This window comes from Armatimonadota bacterium, assembly GCA_022563855.1.
GTDB lineage: Bacteria > Armatimonadota > Fimbriimonadia > Fimbriimonadales > Fimbriimonadaceae > JADFMN01.
Map to the genome: position 1 here is coordinate 20,079 of JADFMN010000013.1, position 16,369 is coordinate 36,447.

Sequence of the window (16,369 nt, forward strand, 5' to 3'; positions counted from 1 at the left end):
ACAGCGAAGCGAGAGTCAGGAACAAGAGTCAGCAAAGCAAGCGACAGGCTATTGCCGCGCAGCCGCCTCGACCGTATTCCAAAGCAGACTCGCCACGGTCATCGGCCCGACGCCGCCGGGCACCGGCGTGATCCAAGCCGCGACCTCGGAACAAGAGGAAAACTCGCAGTCACCGACGTCCTTGTCCCGGCCTTCGACCCTGTTGTACCCGGCGTCCAAAACGACCGCGCCGGGTTTCAGCCAGTCGCCCTTCACCATCTCAGGCCGCCCGACCGCCGCCACAACAATATCCGCTTCCCGAACCAAGGTAGGAAGATCCACAGTGCGCGAGTGGGCGATGGTCACAGTCGCGTGCCGCTCCAGGAGCATCAGCGCGGCGGGCTTGCCGAGGATTACAGATCGCCCAATCACGACCGCACGCTTCCCTTCGCACTCAATACCGTAATGGTCGAGGAGCTTCATCATCCCAAGGGGGCATGCACACCGAAAGCCGGGCAGGCCCGCCGTCAACCGACCGAGAGACGCCGAAGTGATGCCGTCGACGTCTTTCGACGCACCGAGCGCCGACAGAGCTGCGTTCTCGTCGAGGTGCGGCGGCAAGGGGTGCTGGATCAGAATCCCGTGCACAGCAGGATCGTCGTTCAGCTCAGCAATCCGAGAAAGAAGCTCAGGTTGCGTTGTTTCGGAATCCGCCGACCAAGAGCCGCTCTCTATCCCGCACAGCCCCGCCCACTTGCGCTTCATCTTCACATAAGCCAAGGAGGCACTGTCCTGCGAAGCCACGATCGCCTCGATCCGAGGCACCACGGACATCGCAGAAACGCGATCTTTCAACTCAGCCCGAATCTGACGCGCCAGACCGAGCCCGTCGAGGATTTCTGCGCTCATCCTCGGCGCGACACCTCGGCGTTCTTGTCGAGCACCATCTTCTCTTGTTCCTGCTGAAACTCATCGAGACGCGCAGACAACCCGTCATCGGAGCAAGCGAGAATCCGCACGGCGAGCAAGCCCGCGTTGGTCGCGTTGCCGATTGCCACGCATGCGACGGGTATGCCGCGCGGCATCTGCACGATCGAGTACAGCGAGTCCAACCCGTCCATTCCGCGACTCTTCACAGGCACGCCGATAACGGGAAGCGAAGTCAGCGAAGCGACCATGCCCGGTAGATGCGCAGCACCCCCAGCCCCCGCAATGATCACGCGCAGTCCGCGAGAGCGAGCAGACTTGGCGTATTCGACCATCCGATCAGGCGTCCGGTGCGCACTCACGATCTCAAGCTCATAAGGAACCTCGAAATCCTTCATGACGACCTCTGCCGCCTCCATGGTTTCGAGGTCGCTGTCCGACCCCATGATGATTCCGACGACCGGCTCCGACATGGCACTAGGATACACCTTCGAACGTGTGGAAAAGTTCGGTTCCCAATTCCTGCCCGGGTTGCGGCTTTTCCAGGTTCGTTCACGTCCTAAATGACGGCTCTGCTCGTGTGCGGAGCACTGGTCGTTACAAGGACCGAACGATGACAGGAAGAAACCTCTTCGACTCACAGGTAGTCATCAAGGTGATGGGTGTCGGCGGCGGCGGGTGCAACGCCGTCAACCGCATGATTCAGACCGCTCTAGAGGGCGTGAAATTCGTCGCGCTCAACACGGACATGCAGGCGCTGAACGCATGCTACGCCGAAAAGAAGCTGGCTCTGGGCGATATGATTACGCGAGGACTCGGCACCGGCGGCGACCCGACCAAAGGCCAAGCTGCGGCCAAGGAGAGCGAGCACGCGATCGCTGCGGAGCTGGAGGGGGTCGACATGCTCTTCATCACTGCCGGCATGGGCGGCGGGACTGGAACCGGCGCGGCGCCCATCGTCGCGCAGATCGCTCAACGGCTCGACATCTTGACGGTCGGAGTCGTGACCAAGCCGTTTGGCTTCGAGGGGCCCCGGCGACGGCGTATCGCCGAAGAGGGAATCGCCCGAATGCAGGAGCACGTGGATACTCTCATCGTCATCCCTAACGAGAAGCTGCTGACGGCGGTCGATCGCAAAACGTCGCTCGAAGACGCCTTCAGGTACGCCGACGACACCCTTCGCCAGGGGGTCCAGGGCATCAGCGACATCATTCTCAAGCCAGGGCTGATCAACGTTGACTTCGCCGACGTCAAGAGCGTCATGAAGGACGCGGGCGTCGCGCTCATGGGGCTGGGCCGAGGAACCGGGGAGCACCGAGGTCGAACTGCGGCAGAGGCTGCAGCGACGTCACCGCTGATAGAGACCGACGTTCGCGGTGCGAAGCGGCTGCTCATCAACATTACCGCCGGACCGGACTTCAGCTTGGGCGAAGCGAACGACATCATGGAGTACGTCATGCAGTTCGCCGACGCGGAGGACGCAGCGATCTTCATGGGGCACGTCACCGACGAAAGCATGGGCGATCAGGTCTCCGTGACCCTCCTCGCGGCCGGAATGCCTGCAGTGTCCCGCCGACAGGCCGACCGCGAAGTGTTCGTCAGAGAGGAGGCGCCGACGTCCTCCGGCGAGGACGCCGTAGCGCGGCCAACGCTCGACGCCATCGAACTCGACGAGATCGACTTCGACATCCCGGCGTTCCTGCGGCACCAGCACTCCGGCCGAAGATAACAAACGACTTGCATCGAAACGTACTGGTCCAACGAATAGCCCCGCCCCCGTGGCGGGGCATTTTTTTGACGGGTCGCTTGCTTTGCTGGCGCTGGCTTCGCTGACACTTGCTGCGCTTACTCTCGTGACTGCCCGCAGAGTCAGCAAAGCGAGTGACGCAACCTAGCGCTTGTCCAAACCCCGTGCGCCCAGGAAATCCTTTAACACGTCCCGCCCGGAGAGATGATGCTCGTCGACTCTGCGACCGCTGCGCATCGACCAGGCGACGTCCACCTTCAAGTTCTGCGAATCATTGAACGCCTTCATACGCTCGTCGTAGTCGCCGACTTCGACCTCTCGGTCGTACTTTTCGCGGAACCAAACCTTGTCCTGCGAGAGCCGAGGCTTGATCACAGCAGAGCAGTCATCGGCCGGATACCCCAGGCACAGGCCAAAGACGCCGAACGTGCCATCAGGCAACTCCAAAAGCTCGGCAACGGCCGACGGCGAGTTGCGCAGCGCCCCGATGTAGCAGATACCGATGCCGGTCGATTCGGCCGCGCACACCAGACGCTCGGCAGCGAGCGCAACATCCACCAGCGCCATGGTGTAGTACTCGTTGTAGTCCAGCCCGAGACACTCCTCGCCAACCTCTTTTGCAACCTCGCGAATGCGGAAGTGGTCGACGATAAAACAGAGGAACCAACTGGCGTCGCGAACTTGATCCTGATCCGCGCAAAGCTCGGCGATCGCGGCTCTGCGATCCCGTTCCTGGACGGAGATCACCGACCACAGTTGCAGGTTGCTGCTCGTCGCGGAGCTCTGAGCCGCCGCAATCAGCCAACGCATCGTCTGCTCCGATATCGGCGCCTCCGAGTAGTTGCGAACCGAGCGATGCGCTAGCAGCCTGGCAGGCAGTTCAGAGGGCGGCGATGAGGCGCTGGAGCCGTATCGGCGGTTCCAAGACTCCGACGGAGATTCGTCAAACACAGCCGGAATTATGAACCCTCGAGGGCCGCGCTCAATTCATCGAGGTACCAGTCGATCCCGCCGTACCCCTCGACCCTTCCGATCTCTTCGCCGTCGGCGTTCATGAAAATCGTGGACGGGATGGATTTCACTTCATGCCGAATCGAGAGCTGAATCGTCGCCGGCGAGTTCATTATTATGCTGACTGGCACAAAGTCAGTCAATTGGTCGGTGATCGGCTTGTGTTCCATGGCGTCGTCAAGCAGAAACTCAGATTGATTCTCACCCGGCTTCCAAAAGACCAGCATGACGCCTTGGCCGGTCTCTTCAGCCGTCTCGAACGCCTGTGCATAGGTGTCCGTCCAGGCAACAGTGCCCAGCTTGTCGCCGTGATCAACCTTCTTAGCGCCATTCCCGCAGCCAAGCAACGCCAAGGCAGACAGTGCGAGCACGAGCGGGGCCAGCAATCTATAAGTACTCATTGATCAAATTCTCAAGCCGCTCCTGCCGTCCAGACGTTCGAGCGGGCTCATCCGCCGCTCTAGCGTGTTCGGCGCACTGCTCCAGCGAACGCTCACCCTTTAGAACGCCATCCCCAAACGGATCATTCCAACCTGAGTAACGATCAGCCAAGATTCCGGCCAGTCGACCGTCTTGTCGAATCCTGCAAGCGATCTTGAGCCCGAAAGCGAAGGCGTCCATCCCCCCGATGTGCGCGTACAGCAAGTCGACCGGCTCGTGCGATGCGCGCCTGACTTTGGCGTCGAAGTTCAGACCGCCGGTGGTGAACCCTCCCATTTCCAGCACCTCGAGCATCACCTGCGTCGTGAGGTACACGTTCGTCGGAAACTGATCGGTGTCCCAGCCTAACAGCTCATCGCCGCAGTTCGCGTCTACCGAACCGAGCGCACCGGCATACCGAGCGACTCTCAGTTCGTGCTGCATCGTATGGCCGGCGAGTGTAGCGTGGTTCGTCTCAATGTTGAGCTTGAAGAACCCCATTAGCTCGAACTCCCGCAGGAAGTTCAGGCACGCCTCGACGTCGCTGTCGTACTGGTGTTTGGTCGGCTCCATCGGCTTCGGCTCGATGTACAGCTGTCCCTTGAATCCGATCTCATCGGCGTACTCGGCCGCGAGCCTCAAGAACGTCGCCAACTGCTCCCGCTCTCTCTTTAAGTCTGTGTTCAGCAGCGTGTCGTACCCTTCGCGCCCACCCCAGAACGTGTAGCCAGCTCCGCCGAGCTTTTTCGTCGCGTCCATCGCGCTCTTGACCTGCAGCGCCGCGCGCGCAAAGACGTCCGGATTCGGGTTGGTCGCCGCACCGCACTGGTAGCGAGGATGGCTGAACAGGTTGGCCGTACCCCAAAGCAGCCGCACACCGGTCGCCCGCTGGCGGTCCAAGGCGTACTCGACCATCTGGTCGAGATTCGCCTCGTACTCGTGAGGAGACTCGCCCTCCGGCGCGATGTCCGTGTCGTGAAAACACCAGTAGCCGACGCCAAGCTTCTGGAACAACTCGAACGCTGCGTCCATGACGATTTTGGACTCGCCAACGTCCTTCGGCACCAGAGGCCACGGTCTGACCATGGTAGCCGAGCCGAAAGGATCGACGCCGCCGCCGCGCATCGTGTGCCAGTAGCAGACGGCGAACTTCAGGTGCTCGCGCATCGACTTGCCCGCAATCTCGGACTCGGCGTCGTAGTGCCGGAATGCCAGCGGATTCTGGCTCTCCGGGCCCTCGTAGGCAATCGGCGAATCGACCTCGGGGAAAAACGTCACCTTCCGAGCGCGATTCTCTTCATGACGTCGTAGGCAACAGGATCAATGAGAATGACTCGGATCCATAGCTCTAGCCGCTGGTCGATGGTCATTGTCTTCGGGTCGAGCGTCGGGTCGAAAAACCGTGGATTGAACGCTTTTGCCGCTGCGGCAATCTGCCCTTCGTTGAGCGTTTGATTCAGCTCGGCTTGAAGATCGGCGACAATACCGTCGATGATCGCCTTTCTCATCATATTGAACGCGCGAAACATGTTCAGCATACGCGCCATGAAGTCCTCTGTCGGAATCTGACCCCGGTCCCTCGCCTTTTTCAGCGCCGCGTCGATCTCGACCTCGAAGGACTTCATCATCTCGTACTCCTTGTCGTTGTGGCGCTTCATCTCAGCACGACCCTTTTCGAGCACAGTAAGAAGCTCGTCCGCCTGCTTCGGCGTGATGAGCACCGGCAGAATCTGATTGTAAATCTCAATCTCCTGAACCTTGCGAACAATCTCATCGCTGTGCTTCGCTTGAGCAGGATCGACCTGTGCCAGGGCAGAGGCGGAGAGGCAGGCAACTATGACGAGGGTGACTAGCGGACGGAAGTTCATGTTTGATCGTTCTCCTGCGAATTGGACGTATCTGAAGCTGCCGCCGTTTCTGAACCTACCGCCGATGCGAGCATAGCTGCGGCCCCGAGTACCTGAAGGTGGATGAACAACAGACCTAGAACCGCTACGATCGGCCAGGCCCACAGCGTCAAGGCGCCATCTCTCGTACCGCCGAGCGCGTCCAGCGCGAACAGTCCCACGGCCAGCACGAACAGCCCTAAAATCAGGCCGCCAGCCCCAAACATCACCCGTTTCTGGGGTGTGAGGCCCTGCATGCGCGTTTTCAGCGCCGCCGAACGTCTGCGCATGGCCAAGCCGTAGGCGATCCAGACCAGAAAGCAGACAGATGACTGCAGCCAGATCATAGGCCCGACCTTACCTGAAGGCGTTCGTACACAATATGGGCACATGATCGTGGTTTACGGAACCGTGTGCCTCGATCTCCTGCATCGAGTCGATTTCTTGCCCCAAAAGGGTGGCTACACGGAGATCACCGAGGAGATTCACATGCTCGGCGGCGAAGCAGCGAACACGGCTGCTGCGCTCGTCCGATGGGGCGCAGACACGACGTTGGTCGGAAATCCGATCGGCCAAGGGGCACAGGCTGATCTGTTGGCTGCGCTGCTCCGCCAACACGGGCTTGGTCAGGCATTGCTTCCCCACGCCGACCACGCAGCGCCCGTTTGCCACATTTTCGTTACTCCCGATGGCCAGCGCACGATGTTCGGACGTGGATTCGCGGAGATGGAGAAGAGATGTGATCCGGCTCTCGCGCCTCTGCCGGCCGGATCGTGGTTCACGGCAGATCCGAATCACGGCAAGAAGGCCCGCGAGGCGATCGCGTTGGCCTCGAAAGCCGGTATGAAAATCTACTTGCTCGACTTTGTCCGAGACGACGAGACGGTTCCCGTTGGAGCGATCTGGCAGAGCAGCACCGCGTGGGTCGGCCGATTCGGCGATGCCCAACACAACTGCGACTGGGTTTCTCGCTGGCTGGAACAGCACGACTGCTTCGGAATCCTCACGGACGGCGTCAACGGGTTTGTCGCAGGCAGCAGGGAGTTTGGAGTCCACAAGTACCCGGCGGTCGATATCCCTGACTCGGTCGACTCGACCGGCGCTGGCGACATGTTCCGCGCGGGGGTGCTGTTCGGGCTTGCCGCTGGCTGGGAGATCGCTCAGTGCTTCACGTTCGCTTCGACTGCAGCGGCGTTCAACTGCAGGAAGCTAGGCGCGATCGGCGGACTCGAGTCAAAGCAAATGATCGACGCGTTCTTGGCAGACCATCCGGAAGTCGCCGGCCATTACGAGTCAGCGAAGCGATAGGGACTCAGGCCCGCTCACGCCATTGTGGTGCGGGTCTCCAGACCTGCACGTATGCGCGGAGCCGACGGCTGGCGCGGCTCGCGGTGACGCTCGCCCTCCCAGTTCGTGTAGTCGCGCTTGCTGCTCCGAGGAGCACAAACGCGCAGAATGGTTGTCCCGATGCCCGCGCGACATGGAGCGCGGACTCTTAGTTCGCATCTCGGCCTTCGGACTCTCAGTCCGATGAAGGCACGCCGCCTGCCGTGAACAGGTGAAAATGATATCGTCCCGGCGTCTATCTGGCGACTACTTGGCGACCACCAGGCGACGAGTTCCGAGCTTTGCTCACGGCAACCGACCCGCTGAACACCTCGCTGGGCGAGGACGTCGCCAGCAGTTCGCCCTGCCAGGAATCCGCCGAAACGGTAGTCTCGCCACCTTTGCTGACCACCCTGATCTCGCCGCCAAAGCCGCGTCGGCGCATCGCGACAACCGCCGCCGCGCTCGCGCCGGTGCCGCAGCCAAGCGTCTCGCCCGCCCCGCGCTCCCAGATACGGATGCTCAGCTCAGACTCGCTCACGATCTTGGTATAGATGATGCTTGTGCGCTCGGGGAAGAGGGGGTCGACTTCGATCTTAGGGCTGACGGCAAAAAACGTTCGGTCATCGGGAAGCTCGTCCACGAACGAGACGAAGTGCGTGCTTCCGACGTTGACGGCCGTGCCGATAACTCCGCACACGGGCTCTTCGACCAGTTCCGTCTCATGAAGTCCGGTGTCGAGAGGAACCGCCTCGGGATCGAAGTTCGCGCGCCCTCCGTCGGTGGAAACGCGCCCGTCCTCATGGACGGTTGCCGACACATTGCGCCCGCCGTGCTCGATCACGTGGCTGGCAGACACCCAGCCGCGCCGAACCGCATAAAGCGCCGAGCAGCGAGATCCGTTTCCGCAGACGTCCTCGGAGCCGTCAGGATTGAACATCCGCAGCACTAGCCCGACGCCCTGCGAATCCAAAACCAGAAGCCCGTCGCTACCGATCGACGTGCGCCGGCTGCAGAGCGCTCTTGCGAGATCCGGCAGGCGCTCGTCGCACGCAACTCGCTTCAAGTCTGAGAGTTGGACGAGCACAAAGTCGTTTCCCACCGACTGCATCTTGCAAAACGGCAGCACGCTCATCTCAGGTGCTCCAAGTAGTAGAACGCCCTTCGCATCGTCGCTTCATACCAGCGTCCGTCAGGCGAGACGAGCGGGAACCACCACGCCGAAGGGCGGTGCCCGGCGTTGCGCAACCCGTCTGTCGCAATGACCGCTTCTCGGATCAGCTTGAGTCGCATCAGCTCCGCCTCGAAAGCGATCGCCTTGCGGCGGTCGCCGCTTCTGAGCACCTCCGGACTGTTGACCAGCGCATCCTGCTCCGCCTTGAGATCACGCCAATCTTTCTTGGCCCGCTCGATCTCCTTGGCCACGCGCGAGACCTCGTGTGTCAATCGCTCTCTCTCGTCAAATTCCGCCTGAGTCGGGCTCCTTTCAAAAATATTCGCGCGCCAGTGAGCGCCCTTTTCGACTTCGGCTATCGACCGCTGCTCCCTCAACCTCTTGGTGCGCTGCACTAATTCGCTCCTTCGGTCCTTGATCTCGCCAACCTCGGCGTTCAGTGACAGCATCGACGCGTTGATCGAGTCGTACTCCGCGCTCAAAGAGCTCCACTGGCCCGCGAGGTGAGAGTCCAAGAACTGGAACAGCTCCAGCGGTCGCCTCAACTCCGCGAGCTTCGCCAGCAGGGAGGTCTGCTCATCGGCCACGCCTCGCCACCGCTTCGCGAAACTCTCTGCGCTCAGCTCGTCAACTCCGAACGGCCCGCGAAGCGGAGGGGGCAGTCGGAACCACGACTTGCACTCGATCAGCGCGTCCCAAGGCTCATACCGGACTCGTAGAATCGGCTTCAGCGACAGGTCCAGACCGGCCGCGGAGAGCTTCTGGTGCAGCAGCCGACTGTACTTGACGTAATTGCTCGCGCCCTCGTGAAACACGAAGACGAACTCTGCCGCGAGCATGCCGATCAGGGTGACGGCTTTGCCGACGACTACCACGTCCTCGCCGAACTTGCGTTCGAGAACTCGTGCGAGATCAGAGACGTTCTTCAGCGGCTTCTTGAACGAGAACCCGATCGGCTCCGTGGTCATGACGACTCCTCCCCGTTTCCCCAGCTTGAGCGTCCCCCGCCCTCGGCCTGGGATGTAGACGTCGAACGGCAGAGCGCCTGCGCCAAATCGGCTCAACGGGTAGATCTCTGTGCCCTCGATCGTCTCGTCGTACGCCTTGCACGCCGCATCCCTGGTATTCGGATCGATGAACAGGTTCAGTATCCGAAAACGGGGCAGGTCGCAAGTACCGGAGTTGAGGCGCAGGAGCACGGTCGTCTTCGTCACCTCAAGATCGACTTCGCTCTTGGATACTTCGCCGTACAAGATCGGGGCGAGCTTCGCGTAGTAATCGGCCAGGTTCAGGTTCTGACGGTCGTCTGCCGCGTCACAGGCGATCCCCTTCAACCCCTCGCCGACGGCGACCGCACGGGCTCGCTCGTCGCCTGCGATACACTCCAAGCTCTCGTCGATCGCCCACTCCAGCGTGTCGTACAGCGGGTCGAACAGCCTGCTCAAAGCCGTGTCAGCCGTGGTCCTGCTGCTCGGCTCGTAAGAGACAACGCCGCGCCAGCCCCAAGCTTCCGTGATGCCTTCCAGGTATCCCGGCCGTGCGTGGGCGATGCGGGCAACCTTGCCTCCCGCCGCTGCCAGGCGGTCTCTTCCGATGACGGTCTCTGAGCCGAACAGTGCGGAGAACTCACCTGCGGCGCTCCATATCGCCTTCGTCGTCGTGTCGTTGTGCGGCAGGGCGTGGTACCCGGTCTTGATCGAGCGGTGCGAGTACTTGGCGAAGTAGTCGGTGTCGTGAATCCCGCACACGAACTTGCGCCTGAACCCGAGCCTGTGTCCGGCTTGGATGACGCCGATTTTCAGCGGCTCGTCCCAAAAGACGGTCTGCCCGAGCGCCAAGAACGGTGCGCCCGGCGCTAGGTTCTCCAACTCGTTCAGAGCGGCAGTCTGCGACCGACAAAACTCTTCCATATCAACGAACCGTTAGATTGTACGGCAGTTCCGATCCGCCGTGCGGGCCTGTCAGGGCCGGGAAGTTCGGCTCTCCAACTACGTAAGGCCGCAGATCGGCACCGCGTTCCACCTAGGATCTAACGTGCGTTCCTACCTGTAAACCCTGCAAATCTACTGGGATTCGCCGATATGTCCTATGGAAGCAGCCGAACCAGGCAGCCTCCGAGATCAACCGGTATGCAGGAATCCGCATCCAGCGCGCGTTCAGAATCGCCTGTCAGCATCAGCATGGCAAGCCAAATTACTGGCGTCGAGGTCCACACCCTGCGGTACTGGGAAAAGGAGTTCCCCGGGTACCTAAGGCCGAAGCGGACCACCGGAGGCCAGCGACGGTACTCGCCCGAGGACATTCGGACCGTATTCACGCTGAAGCGGCTCCTACGCGACGAGATGTTCAGCATCGCCGGCGCCAAGCGCCACCTCGTCAAGATCCACGAAGTCAGCCGAGCCGCCTAGCTTCTGCTTCACTCTCTCAATTGTGGTGCGGCTCTCCAGAGCCGTACGCAACCAGCCCGATAACCGTCATCCTGAGCGAAACGTAGGCGCGCGGAGCCAGCCCCAGACCCGTCATCCTGAGCGAAACGTAGGCGCGCGGAGCCAGCCCCAGACCCGTCATCCTGAGCGAAACGTAGGCGCGCAGAGCCAGCCCCAGACCCGTCATCCTGAGCGAAACGTAGGCGCGCGGAGCCAGCCCCAGACCCGTCATCCTGAGCGGATCGAAGGAGCGCGGGTCTGGGGCGGTCGCATCGAGGTAGAGTTCTCGCCAATGTGAAGTACCCCGCCGTCTACATGCTCGAATGTCGAACAGGAAAGTTCTACATCGGAGTCACGTCCGATCTCGAATACAGGCTGTCGGAACACGAGCACGGAGTAGTCGAGGGTTTCTCGAAGTGGAACGGACCGTACCAACTGGTCTGGTCCACGAGCTTCCCAGACATGGATCAGGCGATTCAGTTCGAGAAGAGAATCAAGGGTTGGCGGCGAGAAAAGAAGATCGCCTTGATCGAGGGGCGAATCGAGGACCTGCCGGGGCTGGCGCTTCCTTATAATGAGCGAGAAGTTCAGTAACCCCCCACCGCGCTCCTTCGATCCGCTCAGGATGACGGTGGGCGGTACAAAGCTTCTTTAGCTAGCTCTGGCTCGGAAGGGCCGGTTCTTCCGGCTCCTCGATCGGAACTGACGCCTTAATTTTCTCCAGCTTCTGCTCGAAGATCGCAAGGCTCCGCCCTTTCAGACCACTTTCGCCGCCGTCCAGCATCTTTGCCAAAGCTACACACTCCTTGCGACTGAACCGAGCGCCGTGAAGCGAGTGCTCCTCGAACGCCTCATAAGCAAGCGGTGAGACGGCCCGCGCACACCTAGCCATCGCCTCAGCAAAGACCCGGATCTCGTACTGCGCATGGCTGTCCATCCGCAGGCGCAGAAAGTGGAACAGGTTGTGGAGGTCGATCTGCCAATACCACTCCGTGTAGAGCGAAAGCGGAAGGTTCGTTCGCGCCAACTCCCGTGCCAGGCCCTCGTTGATCATCCCCTCGTAGTGCTCGTAGATCACAGCCTGGTCGTCCACCAGCTCTTTGAGCATCTTCTCAACCACCGGGTCAGCGAGCGTCTCGTCGCTGCGCGCCTGTTTGTTGTCGCTGCTCTGGCAACGCATCTGGTCTTTGGCAGGCACGTAGAACTCGTCCTTCATGATCGAGTACCGCCCGCTGATCTCGTTGAGCCGCGCGGTCCTGTGCCGCACCCACTGGCGCGCGACGAAGATCGGCATCTTCGTATGGAACGTCAAGATCACCTGCTCGAACGGGCTGGTGTGCTCGTTGCGCAAAAGGTAGTGGATCAGCCCGCGATCTTGCCGCACGGTCTTCGTGCCTGCACCGTAGCTCACCCTCGCAGCCTGAACGATGCGATCGTCCCCTCCCAGGTAGTCCACCAGCCGCACGAACCCCTTGTCGAGGACTTTGATCTCCTGGTCGATCAGGGCATCGGCTTCGGGGACGACAGTTCGGGCCATTGATCGATTTTGGCACGGCGTGCTGCAACGCGGCCGGCCCGTTTCCCGCAATGTTCTTAACAGGGCGGCGCCGTGAAGAGACAGACAAAACAGGTCGCGTGGATCTTTGTGCTTTTCGTGCTCCCTATCGGCGGGCTCATCGGTATCCAAGCGTTCGGACAGTTCGCAAGGATGGAGCACGGCGCGCTGGAGGCATGCCACGCCTATCTTGAAGACAGAACGGGCGAGAAGATCGACCTAGAACGCTTGGAGACTTCGGCGATCGAGGTCGTGTTCCCCAAGCCGTTCGACAAACGGTTCAGATCGACCTGCACCTATGGCGAGGTATCCGTCGCAATGGAGGCCAGACCGTTTGAGGATTGAACCATCATCAGTACCATCGGGCTAGACTAGACGCAACCGATGAACAAAGGCACGATGATCGCCATCGGCGTACTGGTCGTTCTCGCCGGCTTCTGCTTCCTGTGGATGTTTCAGATGTTCAAAGGGTTCGAGGTCGCCATGGACGAGTCCAGGTCGAACGCAAAGACGTTCGGCGAGGAGACCGTGGCGCTGTTAACGCTGAACTGGGATTTCGAAGACATCAAGCTGCGGTCTGCTCAGAGCCTCGTGGACAGCGACCAAGATGGAACGCTGTCGGCTCAGCTTCGGGCATATGGAGAGAAACTCGGACAGCTGAAGTCGAGCATCGGGCAGGTCACAGACCTTGCGGTCGACAACAACGGAGAATCGCAGGTCTTGCGCGCGACGTTCGTAGCCGAGGTCGATTTCGAGAACGGCTCAGCCACGGTCAAACTCGAACTTGCAAGACTGCCGAGGAACTCCTGGCAACTTGTGGGAATCGAAGTGCTGCCCGACGAGGGGACGGTCAACTAGCGACCTGCTGGCCGCACAGGTCCACGAAGTTCTGCACGATCGTCATGCCCTGCTCGGTCATGATGGACTCTGGGTGGAACTGGACGCCGTAGATCGGGAGGCCCGTGTGCCGCAACCCCATGATCTCGCCGTCGTCCTCGGCTGTCGCAGAGACCTCGAATCCGTCCGGAACCGTGTCGCCGGTCAAGATCAGCGAGTGGTACCGAATCGCCCGAAACGGATTCGGCATGCCAGCGAACACACCTTTCCCGTCGTGCCGCACCATCGAGGACTTGCCGTGCATGATGTTCTTCGCTCGCGCCACCGTGCCGCCCGCGACGTAGCCGAACGTCTGATGCCCCAAGCACACTCCGAACAGCGGCACGCCCTTCAGTGCACCGTTCGGTTCGAGGACTTCGCGCGAGATGTCGATGCACACGCCAGCCTTGTCCGGCGTGCACGGACCCGGCGAGAGCAGAATCCCCACAGGATTCCTCTTAATGATCTCATCCAGGTCGATCTCATCGTTCCGCTCGACCTCGACCTCCGCGCCGCACTGACCAAGGTACTGCACGAGGTTGTACGTGAACGAGTCGTAGTTGTCGATGACGAGAATCACGCGTGCTAGTTTATCCCGGCCTCGCGTGATAGGTCCTATACGTCGTATAGGTCTTATCCGAAACTGCGTCCTGGCAGGATCGCCGTACCCGTTCACAACGAATCTGTCGGGAATTGTCCGCCAATCATGATAGTATTGTAAACATGACCTTCAAACAGATTAGCCGTCGCGACGTGCTGGCCGTCGGCCTTGCCGCTCCGTTTGTACTCAGCTCGGCCGTTGCACAGCAGCGAGAGAGGCCGCCCGCGATCGCGGGCGAAGCCGTACAAGAGTTCGTGATAGCCGGTCACAGGGACCTGGACAAGGTCAAGGAGATGCTCGCCGAGACCCCCGGGTTGCTCAACGCCACGTGGGACTGGGGCGCAGGCGACTTCGAAACAGCACTCGGCGGAGCCGGCCACATGGGCCGACGCGACATCGCCGAGTACCTGATCGGAGAGGGCGCAAGGGCCGACGTGTTCGTCCACGCGATGCTCGGCGACCTAGCCGTGGTGAAGGCGATGCTAACGCGATTCCCCAACCTCAAAGACGCCAAAGGCCCCCACGGAATCCCGCTGAAGCGCCACGCCGAGAAAGGCGAAGAGCGAGCAAAGGCCGTGCTGGAGTATTTGGAGTCGCTGGACGACTAGACCACGACGCCGCGTCGCTCGGCGACCCGCCGCTCGCTTTCGTCAAGCAGCTTCTTCCGGAATCGCAGCATCTTCGGCGTAGCCTCGAGCAGCTCGTCGTCGCGAAGCCAGCTCAGCGCCTGTTCTAGCGAGAAATCCTTGTGCGCGTCGAGCGCGACCGTCGACTCCTGCGTCGAGGAGCGCATATTGTTGGCCGCCTTCTGCCGCGTGACGTTGACGATCATGTCGTCGTCGCGGCTGTTCTGCCCGATGATCATCCCGGCGTAGACCTCGGTGCCGACCGGATAGAAGAACCTGCCCCGCTCCATCACGTACTCATACGCGTAGCGCGTGATCTTGCCCATATCCTTGCTGATGAGCGAGCCGTTGACGCGCGAAACGATCTCGCCGCGGAACACCTCGTAACCCTCGAACATCGACGCCATCAGCCCGTCGCCGCGCGTCAGCGTCAGGAACGCGTTGCGAAAGCCGATGACCCCGCGCGTCGGGATGCTCGCCACGACTTTCGTGCGGCTGCCGCCGAGCGTCACCATGTCCTCGATCTCGGCTTTTCTCCGGCTCAGCTCCTCCATGACTCCGCCGAGTGATTCGTCGGGCACCTCCAGCGTGAGCTGCTCGATCGGTTCGAGCTTCCTGCCCGAATCGTTCTCCTTGTAGATCACCTGAGGCCGCGCGATCGCCATCTCGAAACCCTCGCGGCGCATCGTCTCGATGAGCACGCCCAGCTGCATCTCGCCGCGAGCCGCGACCTTGACAGTGTCCACCGGCGCAGTGCGGTCGATCTTCAGGCTGACGCTCACCTTCTCCTCTCTCTCAATCCGCTCGCGGATCTTGTGGATCGTGAGGTACTTGCCCCCGTCCTTGCCCGCAAGCGGCGAATTGTTAGCGTAGAAGCTCATCGTGAGCGTGCTCGGCTCGACCTCGATCCGCGGAAGCGGCTCGATGAACGATGCGTCGCAGATGCTGTCGCTGATCAGCACGTCGTCGAGCCCGCTCATCATCACGATCTCGCCAGCTTCGGCGGTTTCGACCTCCACCATCTCAAGCCCCTCGTAGACCCAGAGCTTGGTGACGCCGAACGCCACCTCCTTACCTTCGCGGTGCTGGACGAGCCTGTCGCCTATGTGCAGTCGCCCACGGAGCAGTTTGCCGCCGAACATCCGCCCGAGGTAGTCGCTGTAGTCGAGGTTGTTGACCTGGAGCTGGACCGGCCCGTCTTCCTGTACCGTCGGCGGGGGAATCTCGTCAACCATTGTGTCAAGGAGCACCTGCAGATCGGTCTCCTCACCATCTGGTTTGTTCCTCGCAAATCCGCCAGTGCCGCTGACGTAGATCACCCGAAACTCCAGGTCGTCCTCCTCTGCGCCGAGGTCGATGAACAGGTCGATGGTCTTGTCGTACGCTTCGAGCGGGCGCGCCCCGTCGCGGTCGATCTTGTTGATGCATACGACGACCTTGTGGCCGTAGTCCAGCGCCTTCTTGAGTACAAACCGGGTCTGCGGCATCGGCCCCTCGCACGCATCGACGATCAGCAGCACGCCATCGACCATGCTCAGCACCCGCTCGACCTCGCCGCCGAAGTCCGCGTGGCCGGGGGTATCGACGATGTTGATCTTCGTGCCCTTGTAGGTGCAGCTGGCGACCTTGCTCAGGATCGTGATCCCCCGCTCGCGCTCGAGTTCGTTCGAGTCCATCACGCGGTCTTGCACGGCCTCGTTCTCGCGGAACAGTCCCGCCTGACGAAAGATCGCATCGACCAAGGTCGTCTTCCCGTGGTCGACGTGCGCGATGATCCCGATATTTCGAACGTCCAGAGGCATTTGGGGGCCGAGA

General features: G+C 61.1%; 20 protein-coding genes. 7 read left to right on the top strand and 13 right to left on the bottom strand.

What is annotated here, in order from left to right; translation table 11 throughout:
• Window positions 1–48: 48 nt before the first annotated feature.
• Together IH944_13385 and purE are read right to left on the bottom strand one after the other, a co-directional pair.
• Window positions 49–888, bottom strand: coding sequence for a bifunctional 5,10-methylenetetrahydrofolate dehydrogenase/5,10-methenyltetrahydrofolate cyclohydrolase (locus IH944_13385; protein ID MCH7905542.1), 840 nt, complete (start codon window positions 886–888; stop codon window positions 49–51).
• Complete coding sequence (gene purE / locus IH944_13390) at window positions 885–1,379, bottom strand: 5-(carboxyamino)imidazole ribonucleotide mutase (GenBank protein MCH7905543.1); 495 nt, start codon at window positions 1,377–1,379, stop codon at window positions 885–887. The genes IH944_13385 and purE overlap by 4 nt, the downstream gene beginning before the upstream one ends.
• A 140-nt stretch (window positions 1,380–1,519) precedes the next feature.
• Between purE and ftsZ the strand changes: the two genes are divergently transcribed.
• On the top strand, window positions 1,520–2,635 hold the full coding sequence (ftsZ, locus tag IH944_13395) for a cell division protein FtsZ (protein ID MCH7905544.1): 1,116 nt from the start codon (window positions 1,520–1,522) through the stop codon (window positions 2,633–2,635).
• A gap of 162 nt (window positions 2,636–2,797) precedes the next feature.
• Here the strand turns inward: ftsZ and IH944_13400 are convergent, their stop codons facing one another.
• The 5 genes from IH944_13400 to IH944_13420 are packed head-to-tail and all read right to left on the bottom strand — an operon-like array spanning window position 2,798 to window position 6,317.
• A complete protein-coding gene (locus IH944_13400; GenBank protein MCH7905545.1) occupies window positions 2,798–3,604 on the bottom strand; it encodes a nitroreductase family protein in 807 nt (268 codons plus the stop codon).
• Window positions 3,605–3,612: 8 nt separating this feature from the next.
• Window positions 3,613–4,065 carry a hypothetical protein gene (locus IH944_13405; protein ID MCH7905546.1) on the bottom strand — a complete coding sequence of 151 codons (453 nt, stop codon included), beginning with the start codon at window positions 4,063–4,065 and terminating at the stop codon, window positions 3,613–3,615.
• Entirely contained in the window at window positions 4,052–5,362 is a 1,311-nt protein-coding gene (gene xylA / locus IH944_13410) for a xylose isomerase (protein ID MCH7905547.1), read from the bottom strand. The genes IH944_13405 and xylA overlap by 14 nt, the downstream gene beginning before the upstream one ends.
• A complete protein-coding gene (locus IH944_13415; protein ID MCH7905548.1) occupies window positions 5,359–5,952 on the bottom strand; it encodes a hypothetical protein in 594 nt (197 codons plus the stop codon). Before IH944_13415 ends, xylA begins: the two co-directional genes overlap by 4 nt.
• Window positions 5,949–6,317: a hypothetical protein gene (locus IH944_13420; protein ID MCH7905549.1), complete on the bottom strand. Its 369-nt coding sequence runs from the start codon at window positions 6,315–6,317 to the stop codon at window positions 5,949–5,951. The genes IH944_13415 and IH944_13420 overlap by 4 nt, the downstream gene beginning before the upstream one ends.
• 43 nt (window positions 6,318–6,360) lie before the next feature.
• Here IH944_13420 and IH944_13425 point away from each other — a divergent pair, with 43 nt between their 5' ends.
• Window positions 6,361–7,278 (top strand): carbohydrate kinase family protein, encoded by a 918-nt coding sequence (locus tag IH944_13425; GenBank protein MCH7905550.1) that lies wholly within the window; start codon window positions 6,361–6,363, stop codon window positions 7,276–7,278.
• A gap of 274 nt (window positions 7,279–7,552) precedes the next feature.
• Here the strand turns inward: IH944_13425 and dapF are convergent, their stop codons facing one another.
• Both dapF and IH944_13435 read right to left on the bottom strand, forming a co-directional pair.
• Complete coding sequence (dapF, locus tag IH944_13430; GenBank protein MCH7905551.1) at window positions 7,553–8,431, bottom strand: diaminopimelate epimerase; 879 nt, start codon at window positions 8,429–8,431, stop codon at window positions 7,553–7,555.
• Window positions 8,428–10,380: a hypothetical protein gene (locus IH944_13435; GenBank protein MCH7905552.1), complete on the bottom strand. Its 1,953-nt coding sequence runs from the start codon at window positions 10,378–10,380 to the stop codon at window positions 8,428–8,430. Before IH944_13435 ends, dapF begins: the two co-directional genes overlap by 4 nt.
• A gap of 270 nt (window positions 10,381–10,650) precedes the next feature.
• Here IH944_13435 and IH944_13440 point away from each other — a divergent pair, with 270 nt between their 5' ends.
• Window positions 10,651–10,878 (top strand): MerR family transcriptional regulator, encoded by a 228-nt coding sequence (locus tag IH944_13440; GenBank protein MCH7905553.1) that lies wholly within the window; start codon window positions 10,651–10,653, stop codon window positions 10,876–10,878.
• A 16-nt stretch (window positions 10,879–10,894) separates the two neighbouring features.
• Here the strand turns inward: IH944_13440 and IH944_13445 are convergent, their stop codons facing one another.
• Window positions 10,895–11,128, bottom strand: coding sequence for a hypothetical protein (locus IH944_13445; GenBank protein MCH7905554.1), 234 nt, complete (start codon window positions 11,126–11,128; stop codon window positions 10,895–10,897).
• 62 nt (window positions 11,129–11,190) lie between these two features.
• On the opposite strand from IH944_13445, the gene IH944_13450 reads away from it, so the two are divergent.
• A complete protein-coding gene (locus IH944_13450) occupies window positions 11,191–11,490 on the top strand; it encodes a GIY-YIG nuclease family protein (GenBank protein ID MCH7905555.1) in 300 nt (99 codons plus the stop codon).
• A 61-nt stretch (window positions 11,491–11,551) separates the two neighbouring features.
• Here IH944_13450 and IH944_13455 read toward each other — a convergent pair whose 3' ends face one another.
• Window positions 11,552–12,433: an FAD-dependent thymidylate synthase gene (locus IH944_13455; GenBank protein ID MCH7905556.1), complete on the bottom strand. Its 882-nt coding sequence runs from the start codon at window positions 12,431–12,433 to the stop codon at window positions 11,552–11,554.
• Window positions 12,434–12,505: 72 nt separating this feature from the next.
• On the opposite strand from IH944_13455, the gene IH944_13460 reads away from it, so the two are divergent.
• Window positions 12,506–12,796, top strand: coding sequence for a hypothetical protein (locus IH944_13460; GenBank protein MCH7905557.1), 291 nt, complete (start codon window positions 12,506–12,508; stop codon window positions 12,794–12,796).
• A gap of 39 nt (window positions 12,797–12,835) precedes the next feature.
• Window positions 12,836–13,309 (top strand): hypothetical protein, encoded by a 474-nt coding sequence (locus tag IH944_13465; GenBank protein MCH7905558.1) that lies wholly within the window; start codon window positions 12,836–12,838, stop codon window positions 13,307–13,309.
• Here IH944_13465 and IH944_13470 read toward each other — a convergent pair.
• Entirely contained in the window at window positions 13,302–13,907 is a 606-nt protein-coding gene (locus IH944_13470; GenBank protein ID MCH7905559.1) for an aminodeoxychorismate/anthranilate synthase component II, read from the bottom strand. The genes IH944_13465 and IH944_13470 overlap by 8 nt on opposite strands.
• A gap of 248 nt (window positions 13,908–14,155) precedes the next feature.
• Here IH944_13470 and IH944_13475 point away from each other — a divergent pair, with 248 nt between their 5' ends.
• Entirely contained in the window at window positions 14,156–14,536 is a 381-nt protein-coding gene (locus tag IH944_13475) for an ankyrin repeat domain-containing protein (protein ID MCH7905560.1), read from the top strand.
• Here the strand turns inward: IH944_13475 and typA are convergent.
• A complete protein-coding gene (gene typA, locus IH944_13480) occupies window positions 14,533–16,356 on the bottom strand; it encodes a translational GTPase TypA (GenBank protein MCH7905561.1) in 1,824 nt (607 codons plus the stop codon). The two genes, IH944_13475 and typA, sit on opposite strands and share 4 nt — an antisense overlap.
• Between the last annotated feature and the right edge of the window lie 13 nt (window positions 16,357–16,369).